Raw genomic sequence first — 18,065 nt, 5'->3', positions numbered from 1 at the left:
TCAAAGAACTCATATTATAAGTTCAAGTAAATTCTTAAGTTATGGCAATGCACAATTTCGACCGACGATCATTTCTCAAAGCGGTAAGCACTTTGGCCGTTATTGGCTCGGTAGACACATTTCTGAATCGCGGCGTTTTGGCCGCTGGTTCCGATTTGCTTCCTCCACCCGATTTGTTCGATCCGGGGCTGGTTGACCTGACATTTTGGTTGCAACCGCGCACCCTTGAAATGGTACGCCCACAATCGGGCGAGCGCTTGAACATTACTTACTGGAAAGACGGACATCTTAACCCAATCGCCTACGAACAGATTTGTGGTTTGCTTCGAGACGTGCAGGCAAATCAGATTTTCCGCATGGACACGCAAATTATCGACACCCTTTGGGCTGCACAGGCCTTTGTTCGTCGTTATGGCTTTGTTGCCCCGGTTGAAATCACCTCGGGTTATCGTAGCCTCAAAACCAATTCTCGCCTGATTGAACAAGGCCTGCCCGCAGCCCGAAATTCTTTGCACTTGAAAGGACAGGCGGTTGATTTCCGGCTGCCCGGCTTGCACCCCAAGGTATTGGGTGAGTTGGTAGAAGGTTTCCGTGCTGGCGGCGTGGGCTTTTACTTCCGGGTCGGTTCAAAAGGTGGCTGGATTCATGCTGACACGGGTCCGGAGCGCGTTTGGCGTGGTTAAATAAGGCCATCTAAAAAAACAACAGTGCGAGGGTGGTTTTTTGGCAGTTTTCCAGCGTTTCGCAAAAGCAGTTCAGTGGAGTGGTGGTTTTGTTGTGGCGGCGGCTTTGGGCCTTTCCTTGGCCGCATGTAGCAAAGCACCCAACAATCCCTATGTTGAAACCGCCACAGACAAAAAACTCAACACCCTTTACACCGCCTTCACAGCTCGGCCCAAACACCTGGACCCGGCGCAGTCCTATACGTCAGACGAAGCCGAATTCACCTACCAAATTTACGAACCGCTGTTTCAGTACCATTACCTGAAACGCCCTTATCAGCTTGAACCGCTGGCGGCTGCGGCCATGCCAATGCCCGTTTACCTGGATGAGGCGGGCAATGTGTTACCCGACGATGCACCCTTGGACGCCGTCAAAACCAGTGTTTACACCATTCAATTAAAGCCGGGCATCAAATACCAGCCGCACCCTGCGTTTGCCAAAGATGAGCAAGGCAATTTTTTGTATCACCAACTGGGCGACGAAGCCCGCAAGTACAACAGCCCCCTGCAATTCGAGGTGCAGGGCACGCGTGAACTGACCGCACACGACTACGTGTACGAGATCAAGCGCTTGGCAAGTTCCAGAATTGTGTCGCCAATTTTGGGGCACATGGGTGACTACGTGGTCGGTTTGGGCGAGTTGTCCAAAACCCTGCAAGAACACGACAAAGCGCTGAAAGAAAAAATCCAGAAGGAAACAGGCGACGCGTTTCCGCCGGCCACCGCTGATTTGCCGTGGCTTGATTTGCGTGAATTCGATTTGCCTGGTGCCCAAGCGCTGGGCGACCACACCCTTGAAATCCGCGTAAACGGCAAGTACCCGCAGTTTATTTACTGGTTGGCCATGCCGTTTTTTGCACCCATTCCCTGGGAAGCCGATGCCTTTTACAGCCAAAAAGGGTTCATCGAAAATAACCTGGTATTGGATTGGTGGCCCGTGGGTACTGCCGCCTATATGCTGACCGAGAACGATCCGAATTCCCGCATGGTGCTCACCCGCAATCCCAACCACCGGGGTGAGCCCTATCCTTCAGAAGGTGAGCCTGACGACGAAGCCAAAGGTTTGCTCGCCGATGCTGGTAAAACCATGCCATTCATTGATCGAGTCGTGTTCACGCGCGAGAAAGAAGGCATTCCTTACTGGAACAAGTTTTTGCAGGGCTATTACGACACCTCCGGTGTCAGTGCAGACACCTTCGACCAAGCCATTCGCGCTAGTGCAGATGGTGACGCGGCCCTGACCCCTGAAATGGCTGAGAAAGGCATTCGTCTGGAAACTTCTTTGTCCACCAGCATGTTTTATCTGGGCTTTAACTGGCTCGATCCTGTGGTTGGGCCAGGTCAATCTGCCCAAGATGCCGAGCGCGCCAAGTTGCTTCGTCAGGCGATTGCAATCGCTATGGATTGGGAAGAGTTTTCGCAGATATTTACCAATGGCCGTGCTGTACCCGCACACGGGCCTGTACCCCCAGGTTTATTTGGCTTTGAGGAAGGCGAGGCTGGTTACAACACGCAGGTGTATGACATTGTTGATGGCAAGCCAGTGCGCAAGCCCGTTGAAGATGCATTGGCTTTGCTGAAACAGGCTGGCTACAACAACGGTATTGATCCGAAAACAGGGCAACCTTTGACTTTGGCTTTAGACACCACCGGTGGGGGCCCTGGCGACAAAGCCCGCTTTGACTGGTACCGCAAGCAGTTTGCCAAATTGAACATCCAGCTGGATATTCGGGCCACAGACTGGAATCGTTTTCAGGAAAAAATCCGCAAGGGCAACGCGCAAATTTTCTTCCTGGGATGGAATGCCGATTACCCCGATCCGGAAAACTTTTTGTTCCTGCTCTATGGCCCCAATAGTCGAGCAAAAACTGCGGGTGAAAACGCATCGAATTATTCCAACGCGCAGTACGACGCGATGTTTGAGCGCATGAAAACCATGCCGAACAACGAGGAGCGCGCACAAATTATTTCCCAAATGACTGATCTGGTTCAAGACGATGCGCCGTGGCTGTTTGCTTTTGTGCCCCAGCAATTCGGCTTGATTCACGAGTGGTACGGGAATGTGAAACCCAACGACCTTGCGCGCAACAGCATTAAATACAAAACAATTGACACGGCCAAGCGCGACGCTGCCAGGAAAGAATGGAATCAGCCTGAGTGGTGGCCCATTCCAGTGCTGTTGATTGCACTGGCGTTGTTTATCTGGCCAGCCTGGGCTGCATGGAAACGCCGCGAACAGGCCATGGGTATCCGCGAAGATTTGGCCAAAAGCACAGGAGGGCAACGCTGATGGGCAACTATTTGCTGCGCCGTGTGTTGTACGGTTTGTTGGTGCTATTGGGCGTCAACCTGATTACCTTTGTGTTGTTTTTTCAGGTGAACAGTCCTGATGACATGGCCCGTTTGGCATTGGGTGGCAAGCGGGTTTCGCAAGAGTCGGTGGATCAATGGAAGCGGGAGAAGGGGTACGACTTGCCACTGCTGATCAACAGCGAAGCGCAAGCCACAGGCAAGTTGACAGAAACCATTTTCTTTCAAAAGTCGGTACCCATGTTTGTGGGCGAATTTGGCAGTTCGGACGACGGCCGCAACATTGCCAATGAAATTGCAAAGCGTGCAGGGCCCAGCCTGGCTTTGGCCGTTCCGGTATTCATTCTTGGTTTGTTTTTGAACATTGTGCTGTCGTTGCTGCTGACATTTTTCAGGGGCACCTACCTTGATTTAACCGGCGTGGTGTTGTGTGTGCTGGCCATGTCAATTTCCGGCTTGTTTTACATCATTGGTGGTCAGTACCTATTCTCGAAAACACTGGCACTGGTGCCAATTTCCGGATATGACTCGGGCCTTGATGCTTGGCGTTTCCTGATCCTTCCTGTTCTCATTGGCGTGGTCAGTGGCTTGGGTGGTGGTACGCGTTGGTACCGCACCATTTTCCTTGAAGAAATCAACAAAGATTATGTGCGAACCGCACGCGCCAAAGGCTTGTCTGAAGTGCAAGTGCTGGGGCGGCATGTGTTGCGCAACGGGCTGATTCCCATTCTGACCGGCTCCGTCACGGTCATTCCCCTTTTGTTCATGGGTTCACTGATTTCCGAATCGTTTTTCGGCATTCCCGGCTTGGGCAGTTACACCATCGAGGCCATTCAGTCGCAAGACTTCGCAATTGTACGTGCCATGGTGTTCATAGGTTCCGTGCTTTATTTGGTGGGTTTGATTTTGACCGACATTGCTTACACCATCGCGGACCCTCGGGTTCGTTTGGCTTAAAGGGCGCTGGCTGATGATACCCACACTATTGCTCACTGATGTACTCATTTGGCTGCTGGTTTTGGGCGTGTTGGCCTATGCCCGCAGTGTGATCAAAAGCCCGTTGTCGCGTGCTTCTTGGGGTTTGGTGTTTCAATCAAAAATTGCCAGTGCCAGTTTGGTGATTCTGCTGTTGGCGGTGGTCATTACCTTGTTGGACAGTGTTCATCTTCGTTTGAATGTTGAGCAACAAAGCCGCTATGCCAATCCCATCATTTCGGTGCTGGACGTCGCCTTGGGCCCATTGGCTTACGAGCGCGAAAAATCGTATTCCGCGCCCCTGGCCACTCGAGCCTTGAGCAAAGAGACCATGGAGTTGAACGGCAAACCCGTGCGCGATTATGCCCGTTTGCAGTTTGGTGGCGCGCACCTGCAAGATGAAAGCCTGAAAGGCCAGGACCTGTTGAAACGGGCGTATCAAGGCGCGCTGGGCGGTGCAGTGTTGTGGGCATTTTTCCTCTCGGCCTTGTGGATTATTCGCCGGGCCATGTCCAATGCCGAACACCAAAACAACATCAGTGTGTTCACCGGCAGTGGTGCATATCAGGCTGTGGTGTGGACCTTGTTTGTGTTGTGTATTCTCGGCGGTGTGGTTTGGAAGTGGGCCGAGGCCTACCATGTGCTGGGCACCGACAAGGTGGGTGTTGATGTGTTTTACATCGCCTTGAAAGGCCTGCGCACCGCCATGCTGATTGGCTTGTTGACCACTTTGCTAACACTGCCCGTGGGCATTGCCATGGGTTTGGCCGCTGGTTATTTCAGGGGTTGGGTCGATGACATTATTCAGTACATCTACACCACCTTGAATTCCATTCCTTCCGTGCTGTTGATTGCCGCAACGGTACTGATGTTGCAGGTTGCACTGGATGCCAACCCCGAAGCATTTGCATCCTCGGTTGAAAAGGCAGACCTTCGCCTGTTTTTCCTGTGCGCTATTTTGGGCTTGACCAGTTGGACAGGGCTTGCCCGACTAATTCGCGGCGAGGTATTGAAAATGCGCGAGCAGGATTACATTCTCGCAGCACGGGCCAGTGGTGTTTCCAGCGTAAAAATTCTGTTCTCGCATTTGTTGCCCAATTTGATGCACCTGATTCTGATCGCCATGGTGATGGATTTCTCTGGCCTGGTGCTGGCCGAAGCCGTGCTGAGTTATGTGGGCGTGGGCGTAGACCCAAGTACCTTCAGTTACGGCACCATGATTAATGCGGCACGGTTGGAGTTAAGCCGTGAACCGATTGTATGGTGGAGCCTGGTGGCAGCGTTTGTATTCATGCTGTTGCTGGTGCTGTCAGCCAACCTGTTTGCCGATGCCGTGCGTGATGCATTCGATCCCCGCGCACGCCAGTTGAAACAATCTTTGGTAAGGGTGTAAGCGTATGAGTTTGCTCGACATCCACGGACTTTCTACCCGACTGGCCAGCGAGGCCGGTTGGGTGCATGCATTGGACGACATTTCTCTGGCCATTGAAAAGGGGCAGACTTTCGCCTTGGTGGGCGAATCGGGTTGTGGCAAGTCCATGACAGCGCTGAGCATTGCGCGCTTGCTGCCCGACAGTGGCGCCATTGTGGCCGGACAAGTGAAATTAAGTGAGGGCATTGCCAGTACCGAGGGTACGGACGTATTGCGTATCAGCGAAACTGCCATGCGAACCTTGCGGGGCAAACGCATTGCCATGATTTTCCAGGAGCCCGGTACCAGCCTGAACCCGGTGATGACCGTGGGCGATCAGCTCACTGAAATCATTTGCTTACACACAGGCGCCAGCAAAGCACAGGCTTTGAAAGAGGCCGAGGAATGGCTTGCCCGAGTTGGCATTCCCGAGCCTGCAAAACGCCTGCAACAGTACCCATTTGAAATGTCGGGCGGGCAAAAGCAGCGGGTGATGATCGCCATGGCTTTGAGTGTAAAGCCCGACTTACTGATCGCGGACGAACCCACCACCGCCCTGGATGTGTCCATTCAGGCCCAAGTGCTGGATTTGCTGAAAACCCTGCAGCGTGAGCAGGGTATGGCCATGCTGCTGATTACGCACGACCTGGCCATCGTGAAGCAAATGGCTGACACGGTGGGGCTCATGTATGCAGGCCAACTGGTTGAAAAAGCCAGCACCGCCGAGTTTTTTGCGGCGCCGCGGCATCCGTATGCCCACGCACTGGTGAAGTCCTTGCCAAGCCAGGCCCAGCGCGGGCAGGCCTTGTATGCGCTGGAGGGCCGGGTGCCCTCTTTGGTCAACCCGCAGCCGGGTTGCAGGTTTGCCGCCCGCTGCATGCATGCGCAAGACAATTGCCAAGAGAGCACTCCTGAATTGAGTGCTGCCACAGACACCCATGTCGTGCGCTGTTTTTACCATGCTGATTTGTCGTTCAAGAAACCACAGGCCAATTTGCAGGCTGCCGATGACTCGGTATCGATCGGTAAACAGGGCAAAGTGGTTTTGCAAACTGTGTCGCTGTCAGTGGCCTATCCTGAAAAAGGTGGTTTGCTGAAAAAACAATTCAAACCTGTTTTGAACAAGCTGGATATAACCTTGCAACAGGGCCGTACCGTGGCCTTGGTGGGTGAGTCAGGGTCGGGTAAAACCACAGCCGCCCGGGCCTTGTTGGGCCTGCTGGGCAGCAATGCGAAAGTAGACGGCGATGTGCTGATGGAAAGCCGACCACTTCGCCAGTGGGCCGAACGTGGCCCCCAAGGCTGGCGCTCTAAAATTCAATTCGTGTTTCAGGATCCCTTTGCCTCGCTGAACCCGCGCCACCGAATTGCTGAAATTCTGGAAGAACCCTTGCTGAGTTTGCGTCCTGACATGGATGCGCAGGCCCGCGCCTTGCGAATCGCGAAAGTGATCGATCAAGTCAGCATGCCCGCCGAGGCACTTGCGCGTTTTCCGCATGAGTTCTCTGGAGGGCAACGCCAGCGCATCGCGATTGCGCGTGCCCTGGTATCTGAGCCGAAAATTTTGATTTGTGATGAACCCACTTCTGCGCTGGATGTTTCAGTGCAAGCCCAAATACTGAATTTGCTCAAGCGATTGCAAAACGAAACAGGCGTGGCCCTGCTGTTCATTACCCACAACCTGGCTGTGGTGCAGTATCTGGCCGATGAAGTGGTGGTGCTAAGGCACGGCGATGTCGTTGAACGAGGTTCTGCAGAACATTTGTTTGCCAATCCACAGCATGCCTACACCCGCCAGCTAATCGACGCTGCACCTGTGTTGTAACAATTCAGGATTCCCAGTTGCCTGGCTTTGGGGCGTTGGGAATGCCCAATTTCATTCCGGGTTTGATCAGTTTCTTCTTGCCCAATCCGTTCAGGCGTTGCAAAGCCTTAACGCTCACGTCAAAACGCGCTGCAATTTCACCCAAGGTGTCTCCTTTCCTCACGGTGTAGCTGCGTTGGGGTTTGGGTGGTTTGTATACACTCAGGCTTGCCTGAATTTTTGCGCTGTACTCAATGGGTACCAGAAGTGTGTTGCTGTGGGCTGCATACAAAATTGGCTGGTTCAAACCCGGGTTTAATTTGCGAATTATCTCCAGTTCAACGCCTGCCAGTCTGGCAATTTCTCGCAGATCAACGTCTGAGCTGCGTTTGATTTCCGCAAAGTAAGGCTTGTTGGGAAACTTGGGCAAAGTGGTCCCGAAGCGTTCCGGGTTTTGGATCAGGTTTTTCAACGCCTGTAATTTGGGAATGTAATGTTTTGTTTCCAGGGGCAATTCAAGATTGTCCAGGGTAGGTTCCAGGCCAGCCTCTTGTGCTTTTTTTACCGCCCTTAACACGGATCCTTCGCCCCAGTTGTAGGAAAGCAAGGCCAGGTGCCAGTCGCCATGCATGTCGTACAGGTAGGTCAGGTAATCCAGTGCGGCTCGGGTTGAGGCCACCAGGTCCCGGCGTTCATCCACCCACGTGTTTTGTTTCAAGTCAAACTGACGACCTGTGCTGGGAATAAACTGCCACAAACCTTCAGCGGCCGACGGAGAGCGGGCATGCGGATTGAATTGGCTTTCGATGAAAGGCAGCAGCGCAAGCTCGGAGGGCATACCGCGTTTTGCACATTCCTGGGCGATGAAATAAATATAGGGCTCGGAACGCTGCAGCATGGCATTGACCAGGCGTTTGTTTTTCAGCAGCGCACGTTCCCGAACTTTGATCGCCGGTGTTTCAAGGTCGGGTATTGAAAAGCCTTTTCGAATGTCGGCCCACACATCGCCTGGTTCTTCAGCAAAATCAAGTGTGATCAGCTTCAGAGGACCTGACAGTTTCAATTCAAGTCCAGGGTTTGGTCCGACCAGTCCAAACAGTTGTGCGTCTTCGTTGCCACCGTTTAGTGCAATTTCTGCTTGCTGGGCGTTGGCCCATGCAAGGCTGGGCCCGAGAAATAGACCGGCCAAAACCGTCAGCATCGCCTTGAAACGTCCCAAGGAGGGCGTTTTAACTGCGTGCTTGATTCCATTTTTGAACGAGTCGTGTTTCAAAGGGTATGGGTGCCGGGCAGGGCGAAGTGCGAAACGAAAGTGCATCCTATGTTGAACTTTTGTGTAGGTCAATCGAGAGTTGACCCATGCCCCAGCTTGAGTGATACCCCTTGAATTATTTCAAATAAGTGTGATCGTGAAATAATGTTAATTGATTATTGCGATCAGAATTTGTCTTTTGCCTCACGTATTTGTTTGAATTCAATGGGGTTTGCTGCATTGATAAACAAATTACTGAGCCGTTCGGTCTCTAGTGTTGTCGGAATAGTGCTTAACCCTTGTTCCCGAATTCTGCGGACTTCACTTTCTCGATCTTCAATTTTTTTGGAGTCTGGTGCGTAGGCTCGCGAAAAGCGCATATTGGATTCTGTGTATTCATGCGCACAGTGCACCCGGGTATTTGCAGGAAATTGATTGAGTTTTTGAAGTGATTCGAACATTTGCTGGGGGCTGCCTTCGAACAAGCGGCCGCAGCCGCCGGAAAACAGTGTGTCGCCGGGAAACATCCAAACTTCCTCGCTGTTCATGGTGTCTTTGAGCTCGATCACGTAGGCGATGTGGTCCAGCGTATGGCCCGGTACTTCCAGAACTTTCGCCACCAGGCAGTGAACATCCACCGTGTCGCCCTCGCGCACCGGGCGATTGATTTGCGCAATCCGTCCGCTGGCGGGTCCATACACCGGCAGGTCTTTCTTTGCTTTGCCCAACAGCGCATCAATTCCCCCCACGTGGTCCATGTGGTGATGGGTGATCAAAATACCGCTAAGATGGTAGCCTCGGGCGTCCAGAAAATCTTGAACCGACTTGGCACAACCAGGGTCTACTACCATGCAGGCCTTGCTGGGTTCATGCACGATCGCCCAAAGGTAATTGTCCTGAAAGGCCGGAATGCCGTAGACCGACCAATTCGAAACTTGAGAAGACTTGAATGATTCCATCTGAACCCCTGAACGAACTGAGTACACAACAAGCTCAAATGTTAGCACTCGACGCATGGTTGAGCACGCCAGCGGGCCGGTACTTCACAAGTCGTGAGCAGGCATGGATCGATTCAGTGGTGCCCGATCTGTTTGGCTTCAGGGCGGTGCAACTTGGCACCCGCTTGGTCGATGGTCTCAAAGAAAGCCGCATTCCGCACAAAGCCTATGTGCAGCAGGGTTTGGTGGCCAACAAGCCTGCCGGTGTCGAGGTGATCAGCCCGGATTGTTTTGCCGAGTTTGAAGAATTGCCTTTCGAGAGCAAATCGCTGGACATGATCGTGTTGCCGCATGTGCTCGAATTTTCTGAGAATCCTCACCAGTTGCTGCGCGAGGTGGAGCGGGTGTTAATGCCCGAAGGGCGCGTGGTCATTACCGGTTTTAATCCAATGTCGTTGTGGGGCTTGCGCCATGCCGCCCTGAAACGCTGGGCACCTGTGTGGCCAGAAGGTTGTGAACCCATTCATTTGAGTCGCTTGAAGGACTGGTTGAAACTGCTTTCCTGTGAACCCGAGTTTGGTCGTTTTGGTTGCTATCGCTTTCCCGCCTTCACCGAGAAGGGCCTGAGCCACATGGGTTTCATGGAGCATGCGGGCGACCGGTGGTGGCCCGTCTGTGGCGCAGTCTATTTTGTATGCGCAGTCAAGCGCGTGCGCGGCATGCGTTTGATTGGCCCTGCTTTCAAGGACAAAAAAGTATCCGCGCGTCAACTGAAACCTGTGGCCAATAAGGCGCTGAATAAAACACCTACAATAGGCGACCGTGGATAAGGCCAACAGGATTTTATTGTGAGTGAACAGAGAATTGCCAGCGTTGTGATGTATGCCGACGGGGCATGCAAAGGCAACCCGGGGCCAGGTGGTTGGGGTGTGTTTTTGCAATCGGGTGACCATGCCAAAGAATTGTGTGGTGGTGAATTGAATACCACCAACAATCGCATGGAACTGACTGCTGTCATTGAAGGATTGAATGCTTTGAAGAAGCGCTGCAGCATCGACGTGTACACCGATTCGCAGTACGTGCGTAAAGGAGTATTGGAGTGGATGCCGAAGTGGAAGATGAACGGTTGGAAAACCTCGGACAAAAAGCCGGTGAAGAATGCCGACTTGTGGCAAATACTGGACGAAGCCAGCGTGCGCCATTTGGTTCGCTGGCACTGGGTAAAAGGCCATTCCGGCAACCCCGGTAACGAAAAGGCCGATGCGTTGGCAAACCTTGGTGTAGAAAAGGTGATGAAACAATGAGATACGTGGTACTCGATACTGAAACAACTGGTCTGGAAGTTCGGCAAGGCCACCGCATTATTGAAATTGGTTGTATTGAGGTGAACGGACGGCAAGTCACCGATCATCATTTTCACCAATACGTCAATCCTGAACGCGAGGTGGATGAGGGCGCTTTTCAGGTGCATGGAATTTCCGGTGAAATGTTGGCGGACAAGCCCAAATTCAAACAGATCGCCAAAGATTTTCTCGACTTTGTGCAAGGCAGCACGCTGATCATTCACAACGCATCATTCGACATCGGTTTTCTGGATGGCGAACTTGAACGCCTTGGTTTGGGCAAGATGGCCGATTATGTGGATGGCGTCATTGACTCCCTGGGCATGGCGCGTGAAATGTTTCCCGGCAAACGCAACAATCTGGATGCGTTGTGTGACCGACTTGGCGTGAACAATGCGCACCGTCAATTGCACGGCGCTTTGCTTGACTCGCAAATTCTGGCTGAGGTGTATTTGGCCATGACACGCGGGCAGGATAGCCTGGTGATTGATCTGAATGCACACCATGACGACGACGGTGTAGAGCGCATTAAACTTAGCGCCCTGGATTTGCCAGAACCCGAACCGACTGAGGATGAGCTGGCTTTGCACGTGGCTTATTTGACCGAGATTGAAAAAGTGGCCAAAGGCCCAAGTGTGTGGAGCAAGATCAGCCAGACCACGGACGAACAAGCAGCTTAAGGGAGGTGCGCCATGAAAAAGGCGATTGCATGGGGTGTGGGCATTGTGGTGGGGGTGCCAGTTGTATTGGCAGCCACCGCAGCGATTTTGGTGAATACCATTGACCAGCAGGCTTTGTTGAATAAAGCCAGTGCGGTGGTCAAGGAAAAACAGCAGCGTGATTTGGCATTCACCGGCCCTGTGCAGTTAAAGTGGTTTCCCTCGATTGGCGCCGACCTGAATGGCGTAACACTCTCTGAATTTCAAAGCACCGATCAATTTCTGAAAGCGGACAAGGTCAGCATTTCATTGGCCTTATTGCCCCTGTTGAGTTCCGAAGTGGTTGTCGACGCTGTCCAGGCCAGCGGTGTCACTGTGAACGTGGTGAAAAACGCCGAAGGCAAGTTCAATTTCGATGACTTGAGCAATCCCGAGAAAAAAGACGAACCTCAAGCAGAGCCTGAACCAACGCAGCAAGCGGGTGAGCAAGCACTGAATTTCTCGGTGGACTCGATCGCGCTTGAAAAAGTAAATGTGACCTACACAGACAATCAAACAGGTCTGCAAGCCTCCCTGAATGACTTCTCAATGCAAAGCGGCCGCATTGAACCCGGCGTGCCAACCGACATTGCACTGAAGGGCAATGTGAAAGCCAACAAACCGCAAGCTGATTTGAACATTGACCTGAACACCCGCCTTGAGTTTGGTTTGGGTGAAAACCTGTATGCAAATTTTGAAAACCTGAAATTTGCCGTGTTGGGGCAACTGGATCAACAACAGGCGGATGTGAATGTGCAGGCCAGTACGTTGAACGTAAACCCGAAAACGCTGGAAGTCAAAGCGCAGTCGCTGGATGCCAAGGCCAAAGGGCAATTGCCCAATGTGGGCGCATTCGACGTCAGTTTGAACTCGCCCTCGCTGGAACTCAGTGAAACGGTTGCCCGCGGCGAAGCTTTCAATTTCAAAGCGGATTTGAAGCAGCCCACACGCAGTATCAAAGCCACGATCGATTTGACTGGCTTGCAGGGTAATTTAAAGCAGGCGGTTTCTGCAGCCTTGAACACCACGGTTAATTTGGTGGAAGGCGAGCGCACAGTGAATTTGAAGCTGGCCAGCCCCATGAGCCTGAACATGAAAAGTCAGTTAATCGAATTGGCTGCCTTGACCGGGCAGCTGGATGTGAAAGACCCGGCATTGCCTAAAAAAGAGGCCAGCATGCCCTTGGCAGGTCGGCTTGTGGTCAATAACACCGAGAAAACTGCCGAACTGGATTTGAATTCGAAATTTGAAGCCACCAGTTTCGATTTGAAAGCGGCAGTGAAAAACTTTACCAAGCCAGCAATTACCGCAGTGCTGAACGCAGACAAGCTGAACATTGATGCGCTGCTGCCGCCCAAAAAAGCGGCTGACTCCACCAATTCAGGCAAGCCTGCAGAAACCGCCAAAGACACGCCAGTTGACCTAAGCCCCTTGCGCAATTTGAATCTGGACATTACCGCCAATATTGGTGAACTGAAGGTGTCCAATCTTCAGGCTCAGCAAGTGAAAACCAAGGCAGTGGCGCGGGGCGGCAAGCTGACTATTTCTCCATTGGATGCAAAGTTGTATGGTGGATCAACCAAGGGTGTGATCACCGCCGATGCAAACACCCAAACCGTGACCGTGAACCAGAACATGACCGGTGTTCAGGTTCAACCGGTGATCAAAGCCTTGCTGGACAAAGACATGGTGGAGGGCAAGGGCAATGTGGGAATCAATATTCGCACCACCGGCAATACCGTGAACCAGATGAAGGCCGCGCTGGACGGCAAGGTCTCTGTCAGTTTGCAAGACGGGGCCATTAAAGGCATCAACCTGGCCGAGCGGTTTCGCAATGCCAAATCGCTGCTAAGCAGCGGCAGCAATGCCACGCAAAAAACAGATTCCACCCAGAAAACCGATTTCAGTTCCCTCGCAGTTAGTTTTGACATTGCCAATGGCGTTGCAACTTCGAACGATTTAAGCGTGATGGCGCCGCTGTTTCGAATTGGTGGTGCCGGGCAAGTGAACCTGGTCAAGAACAGTCTTGATTACCTGGCCAAAGCTTCCGTGGTCGCAACCAGCACCGGCCAGGATGGCAAAACACTTGATTCCGGTTTGAACGGAGTGACCGTGCCTGTTCGCCTGTATGGCCCGTTCACCGGGGTTCAATGGGAGTTGCAGTTCAAAGAACTGGCCAAGGAGGCCGCAAAAGCCAAACTGCAACCCAAAATAGATGAGAAAAAGGAAGAGTTGAAAGGCAAGGCGGAGGAAAAATTAAAAGATGCCTTCAAAGGATTTCTGAATCGATAGGCAATCGCGGATCGGGGGCCCCATGGGGGTAGGTGTTTGGCAAGGCAATAGTTTGCTAACATTTAGTCAAATTATTCTTATAACGGTGTCCCTGTGTCCGAACCTGCTGACTTGCCGGTCATTGAGCTGAGTTACGCCATTGAGCTTTTATCTAAAAAGCTTGAAATTCAGCCAGGTGAGGCTGAGCAGTTAATACGGTTGGCAAAACTGGTTCGTTTGCGCCGTGCGGAAACCTTGTTTGAACAAGGTGAAGCCAGTCTCCATTTTTACCTTTTGTTGCAAGGCCAGCTGAAAGGGCAGCGTTTTCGTCCGGATGGTTTTCAAGACATTACCCTCTCTTTTTATCCAGGTGAAATGATCGGTGAACTTGGTTTTTTCGACCAAGCCCCTCGCACGCTCACAATTTCTGCCCGCCGCGACAGTGTTCTACTCCAGATCGATCAGGCTGCCCTGGAACAATTCGGCGAGTACAGCAGATCGGTCTACCATCACCTTATCCGAATGTTGGTGTCCCGATTCAAGCGAGAACTCGGGTACAGCGGTCCTTTGAAGCAGCATCAATTTATTTTGTTTCAGTCATTTGTTCGGCCCGAGGGTTTTAACACGCAGGCGATCGAAGGTTTCCAGTCTGCCATGGCACGGCATTGCGAATTGCGGCGATGGAAGCAGCTCAGCGATGTGACGCCACCCCATTCGCTCAGTGCGACAAGCTGGCTGGTGGAAATGATCGAGACTGAACCGCTGGAGCAACTGGACGACCGCCTGATCGAAGAAGTGGATTGCATGGTGGTGATGCTCTGCGCAAGTACCTTGAATGATTCGCGCAGTTGCGAATTATTGAGGGCGCAACTGAAATCGGCCAATGATGATTTGCCTGTTTGGTTTGTCCTTGTTCACGAGGCGGGCTGGGTTGAGCAGTCGGTGGTTGAGCGCATACGCAAAGAATTTGGCAGTGGTTTTAAACTATTGCATGTGCGGCGGGGGCACCATTCGGACAATGCCCGCACGGCACGCCATGTGCTGGGGCTGACTCTCGGTTTGGTTCTTGGCGGTGGTGGTGCCCGCGGGTTTGCGCATGCCGGATTTTTTCAAGCGCTTGAAGAGGCAGGTGTTGTGGTTGACTCCGTGGGCGGAACATCCATGGGTGCCCTGGTTGGCGCCCTGATTTCGTCGGGTCGATCTTCAGCAGAAGTGAACAAAGCGCTGGCCACCAGTTTTAAAAAAGGATTGCCATTCAAACTGACTGATTACTGGATACCCAAACACGGTTTTGTAAAAAGCAAGGCAGTCAATGACATGTACCAGAGCGTATTCGGAGATTTGTTGATTGAAGATCAACCCATTCCGTTTTTCGCGGTGAGCTGCAATTTGACCTCGGGCAATCAGTTTTTGTTTGAACAAGGCCCGTTGTGGGAGGCGGTGCGCGCCAGTACGTCGATTCCCGTGTTTTTTGAGCCTTTCATGGCGGGCCGGCATGTGATGGTAGATGGCGCACTGGTCAACAATGTGCCTGTTGATTGCATGCGTGCCCGCGGCGCACGAAAAATTGTCACCGTGGATGTTGGGCTTGAGGAAGACATCACCGCGCACATGGTCGATGAGGGCAGCGTGCAAATGCCCAGCATGATGAAGTCGCTAATGCGGGTCATTGAACTGGGTGGCATTGAAAAATCAAGGCAAGCCAAGGTGATTAGTGATTTGTATGTTCAACCTCCGATCGAGCAAATCGGATTGATGGAGTTTGAGCGCAGAGAAGAGATCGTTGCCTTGGGTTACGAGGCTGGGCGTAAGGCAATTCCGGATATACTGGGTTTACTTCACAAAATTACATAACAACGCAGTCGTCATTCTTACGAGGCTTTGATGCAAAAACACTCTACAGTAGAGGTGTTGGGTTGCAGCGGCAGTATCGGTATACCCGGACAAGGAACAACTAGCTTCCTGATCGACAGCGATATTTTGATCGATGCAGGCACAGGGTTGTGCGAGCTTGACTTTGCTCGCTTGGAGCAAATTGAGCATGTCTTCATCACGCATTCACATCTTGATCACATTTGTGGATTGCCCTTCCTGATCGATACGGTGGGCGTTGGTCGTGAACGCCCGTTGAAGGTCTATGCCACCCCCCCCACAATCAAGGCCTTGCAACAGCATATTTTCAATGAGGAAATATGGCCTGACTTCTCAAAAATTCCGAATGCAGAAAACCCGGTACTGGAGTATGTTGAGATACAGCCTGAAGAAGAACTGGTATTCGGTAAACGCAGAATTACAACGGTGGCAGTGGACCACACGGTGCCTGCCGTGGGTGTATTCCTTGATACGCCCACAGGTGGATGGTGCTTTTCTGGAGACACACACCAAACAGACCGGTTGTTCACCCTTATCAACCAGGCAAAAAAGGTAGATTATTTCTTTATCGAGGCTGCTTTTCCCGATAAGGAAAAATGGCTTGCAGATTTGGCCAAGCATTTGTGCCCAAGTTTGTTGTTTGGTGAGCTTCAAAAATTAAACGCAGCATGTGAAATCTGGATTAGTCACCTAAAACCCAGAGAACACGACCAGATTCAAAAAGAGTTACAGCAGTATCCGGGAAGCCAGCCGCTGCGCATTCTATCGGCCGGAATGATTTTTAACATTTAACGGTTCCACAACAATTCTATGAAATTCAAACTATCCGCAGTCGCCTGTGCAGTGGTGCTGTTGGTCAATTCGCATTTGCAGTTCGCGAATGCACAACCCTTGCCTGAAAGTACAGCCAATTCGAAGTCCGGTAGCGACAAATATCAGGAACCCAGCTTCCAGCTTTCCGGTTTTGAGGTGTTGGGCCCAGAATTGGTGCCGCGCGATCAAGTGATGTCGATATTGCAGGGTTTTTCAGGAAGAGAAATCACCTTTAATGATTTACGAGCGGCCACCGTGGCGGTGGAGCAACTACACGCCGAGGCGGGCTATGAGGTTGTTCGTGTGCTCATTCCTGAGCAGGAAATTACGCCGGGAGAAAAGCTCAAGCTGCAAATTGTGGATGCCCGACTCGATGTGGTGACCGTGGCTGGCAATGATCATTTCACCGCAGAATCCATTCAGCAAAGTTTGGTGGTGTTGCAGCCCGGTGCCCTGATCAACACCGTCGACATGGACAAAAACCTGCGTCTGATCAATGACAATCCGGCAAAAATTGTACGCGTGCGCCTGGAACCCAGCGACAAACCGGGTTTGGTGGATGCAAAAGTACAAGTGTCTGATCAAAATCCCTTGGCAGCTTATTTAACACTCGACAATTCGGGTACCAATGCCACGGGCGACTTCCGCATGGGGCTTGCCCTGCAGCACAACAATGCATTCAACAAAGGCCACATGGCCTCGTTTCAATACGTGACCTCGCCAGGCCGCTGGTCTGATGTCGAAGTCTTCGGCTTGAATTACAAGGTGCCGTTCTATTCCCTGGATTCCATGCTGGAAATGGCTTACAGCGATTCCAACGTCGATGCGGGCAATTTGAGTGTGGGGTCTGGCCCATCTGCCAGTTCCGTGTCGGTGGCCGGTGCGGGTACCACCGTGGCCATTCGTTGGGTGAAATTACTGGATCGCTTGGCGGGGTTTGACGCGCGACTCACTTTTTCTCATGAAATCAAAGAATTTGTCAGTCAGGTGCAACTCAATGGTTTTGGCCCAAGCTTGGTGCCTGAACTGGAAAGTCGACCTGTGGGCCTGTCGTATTCCCTGACCGAGGCGCAGGATTCTCGCCAGCGGGCTTTTCAAATTGGCTATTTCAAGAATTATGTGACCGGCGGAAATAATTCAACTGCGCAATACAGCATGACCAACCCTGCAGCCGAAGCCAATTTTGACGTTATTCGCGCCAATGCAAGCTGGTCTGAACAGGTCATGCCAGGTTGGCGTTTGACCGCGCAGCTGGATGCGCAGCACACCGACTACTCATTGATCCCTGGTGAGCAGTTTGGTGCTGGTGGTGTTTATTCGGTGCGTGGTTTCGAAGAACGCGTTGTTTCCGCAGACCGCGGCCTTCGCCAGTCTCTCGAGTTGATGGGGCCGAATATCAATAAAACATTTGGAACACTGTTTGAACGATTGCAGTTCGTGGGCTTCGTAGATGCTGCCCAATTGAAATTCAACAACCCGGTGTTTGGGTCGCCGGTTGAGCCGCACTTGATGTCCTACGGTGTCGGCGTCCGTTTTGCATTCTCCCCCAAACATCAATTTCGAGTTGACCTGGCCAAAGTTGTGTCGGGCTTACCCATTCAACCGCATGGTGACGTGATGTTGCACGTCACTTTTGCCACTTCCCTGTAAGGAAAG

Annotated in this window: 14 protein-coding genes; 12 read left to right on the top strand and 2 right to left on the bottom strand. The window is 52.1% G+C overall.

The features are described from left to right. The first annotated feature begins 47 nt into the window (after positions 1 to 47). From FRIGORI9N_RS12090 to FRIGORI9N_RS12070, 5 genes are read left to right on the top strand one after another with little or no spacing between them, the layout of a single operon-like run. Entirely contained in the window at positions 48 to 683 is a 636-nt protein-coding gene (locus tag FRIGORI9N_RS12090) for a DUF882 domain-containing protein (protein WP_159571355.1), read from the top strand. Positions 684 to 723: 40 nt separating this feature from the next. Next, a complete protein-coding gene (locus FRIGORI9N_RS12085) occupies positions 724 to 3,012 on the top strand; it encodes an ABC transporter substrate-binding protein (RefSeq protein WP_159571353.1) in 2,289 nt (762 codons plus the stop codon). Then, positions 3,012 to 3,989, top strand: coding sequence for an ABC transporter permease (locus FRIGORI9N_RS12080; RefSeq protein WP_159571351.1), 978 nt, complete (start codon positions 3,012 to 3,014; stop codon positions 3,987 to 3,989). Before FRIGORI9N_RS12085 ends, FRIGORI9N_RS12080 begins: the two co-directional genes overlap by 1 nt. Positions 3,990 to 4,002: 13 nt before the next feature. Then, complete coding sequence (locus FRIGORI9N_RS12075) at positions 4,003 to 5,400, top strand: ABC transporter permease (protein WP_159571349.1); 1,398 nt, start codon at positions 4,003 to 4,005, stop codon at positions 5,398 to 5,400. A gap of 4 nt (positions 5,401 to 5,404) precedes the next feature. Next, complete coding sequence (locus FRIGORI9N_RS12070; protein WP_159571346.1) at positions 5,405 to 7,243, top strand: ABC transporter ATP-binding protein; 1,839 nt, start codon at positions 5,405 to 5,407, stop codon at positions 7,241 to 7,243. Between the two features lie 4 nt (positions 7,244 to 7,247). On the opposite strand, the gene FRIGORI9N_RS12065 is transcribed toward FRIGORI9N_RS12070, so the two are convergent. After that, complete coding sequence (locus FRIGORI9N_RS12065; protein ID WP_159571343.1) at positions 7,248 to 8,540, bottom strand: transglycosylase SLT domain-containing protein; 1,293 nt, start codon at positions 8,538 to 8,540, stop codon at positions 7,248 to 7,250. Between the two features lie 119 nt (positions 8,541 to 8,659). Then, on the bottom strand, positions 8,660 to 9,433 hold the full coding sequence (gloB, locus tag FRIGORI9N_RS12060) for a hydroxyacylglutathione hydrolase (RefSeq protein ID WP_159571340.1): 774 nt from the start codon (positions 9,431 to 9,433) through the stop codon (positions 8,660 to 8,662). Between gloB and FRIGORI9N_RS12055 the strand changes: the two genes are divergently transcribed. The 7 genes from FRIGORI9N_RS12055 (at position 9,424) to FRIGORI9N_RS12025 (ending at position 18,059) form a co-directional block, all read left to right on the top strand. Next, on the top strand, positions 9,424 to 10,242 hold the full coding sequence (locus tag FRIGORI9N_RS12055) for a class I SAM-dependent methyltransferase (protein ID WP_159571337.1): 819 nt from the start codon (positions 9,424 to 9,426) through the stop codon (positions 10,240 to 10,242). The genes gloB and FRIGORI9N_RS12055 overlap by 10 nt on opposite strands. 33 nt (positions 10,243 to 10,275) lie before the next feature. Further along, positions 10,276 to 10,716 carry a ribonuclease HI gene (rnhA, locus tag FRIGORI9N_RS12050; RefSeq protein ID WP_201301496.1) on the top strand — a complete coding sequence of 147 codons (441 nt, stop codon included), beginning with the start codon at positions 10,276 to 10,278 and terminating at the stop codon, positions 10,714 to 10,716. Continuing rightward, entirely contained in the window at positions 10,713 to 11,435 is a 723-nt protein-coding gene (dnaQ, locus tag FRIGORI9N_RS12045) for a DNA polymerase III subunit epsilon (RefSeq protein ID WP_159571334.1), read from the top strand. The genes rnhA and dnaQ overlap by 4 nt, the downstream gene beginning before the upstream one ends. Before the next feature lie 12 nt (positions 11,436 to 11,447). Beyond that, positions 11,448 to 13,745: an AsmA family protein gene (locus tag FRIGORI9N_RS12040; protein WP_159571331.1), complete on the top strand. Its 2,298-nt coding sequence runs from the start codon at positions 11,448 to 11,450 to the stop codon at positions 13,743 to 13,745. Between the two features lie 93 nt (positions 13,746 to 13,838). Next, positions 13,839 to 15,578 (top strand): patatin-like phospholipase family protein, encoded by a 1,740-nt coding sequence (locus FRIGORI9N_RS12035; protein WP_159571328.1) that lies wholly within the window; start codon positions 13,839 to 13,841, stop codon positions 15,576 to 15,578. A 30-nt stretch (positions 15,579 to 15,608) separates the two neighbouring features. After that, a complete protein-coding gene (locus tag FRIGORI9N_RS12030) occupies positions 15,609 to 16,388 on the top strand; it encodes a 3',5'-cyclic-nucleotide phosphodiesterase (RefSeq protein ID WP_159571326.1) in 780 nt (259 codons plus the stop codon). Positions 16,389 to 16,406: 18 nt separating this feature from the next. Beyond that, positions 16,407 to 18,059 carry a ShlB/FhaC/HecB family hemolysin secretion/activation protein gene (locus FRIGORI9N_RS12025; protein WP_159571323.1) on the top strand — a complete coding sequence of 551 codons (1,653 nt, stop codon included), beginning with the start codon at positions 16,407 to 16,409 and terminating at the stop codon, positions 18,057 to 18,059. Positions 18,060 to 18,065: the final 6 nt, after the last annotated feature.

Source organism: Limnobacter sp. 130 (assembly GCF_902506325.1).
Classification (GTDB): Bacteria; Pseudomonadota; Gammaproteobacteria; order Burkholderiales; family Burkholderiaceae_B; genus Limnobacter.
This window is presented reverse-complemented; position numbering and strand designations above follow the sequence as displayed.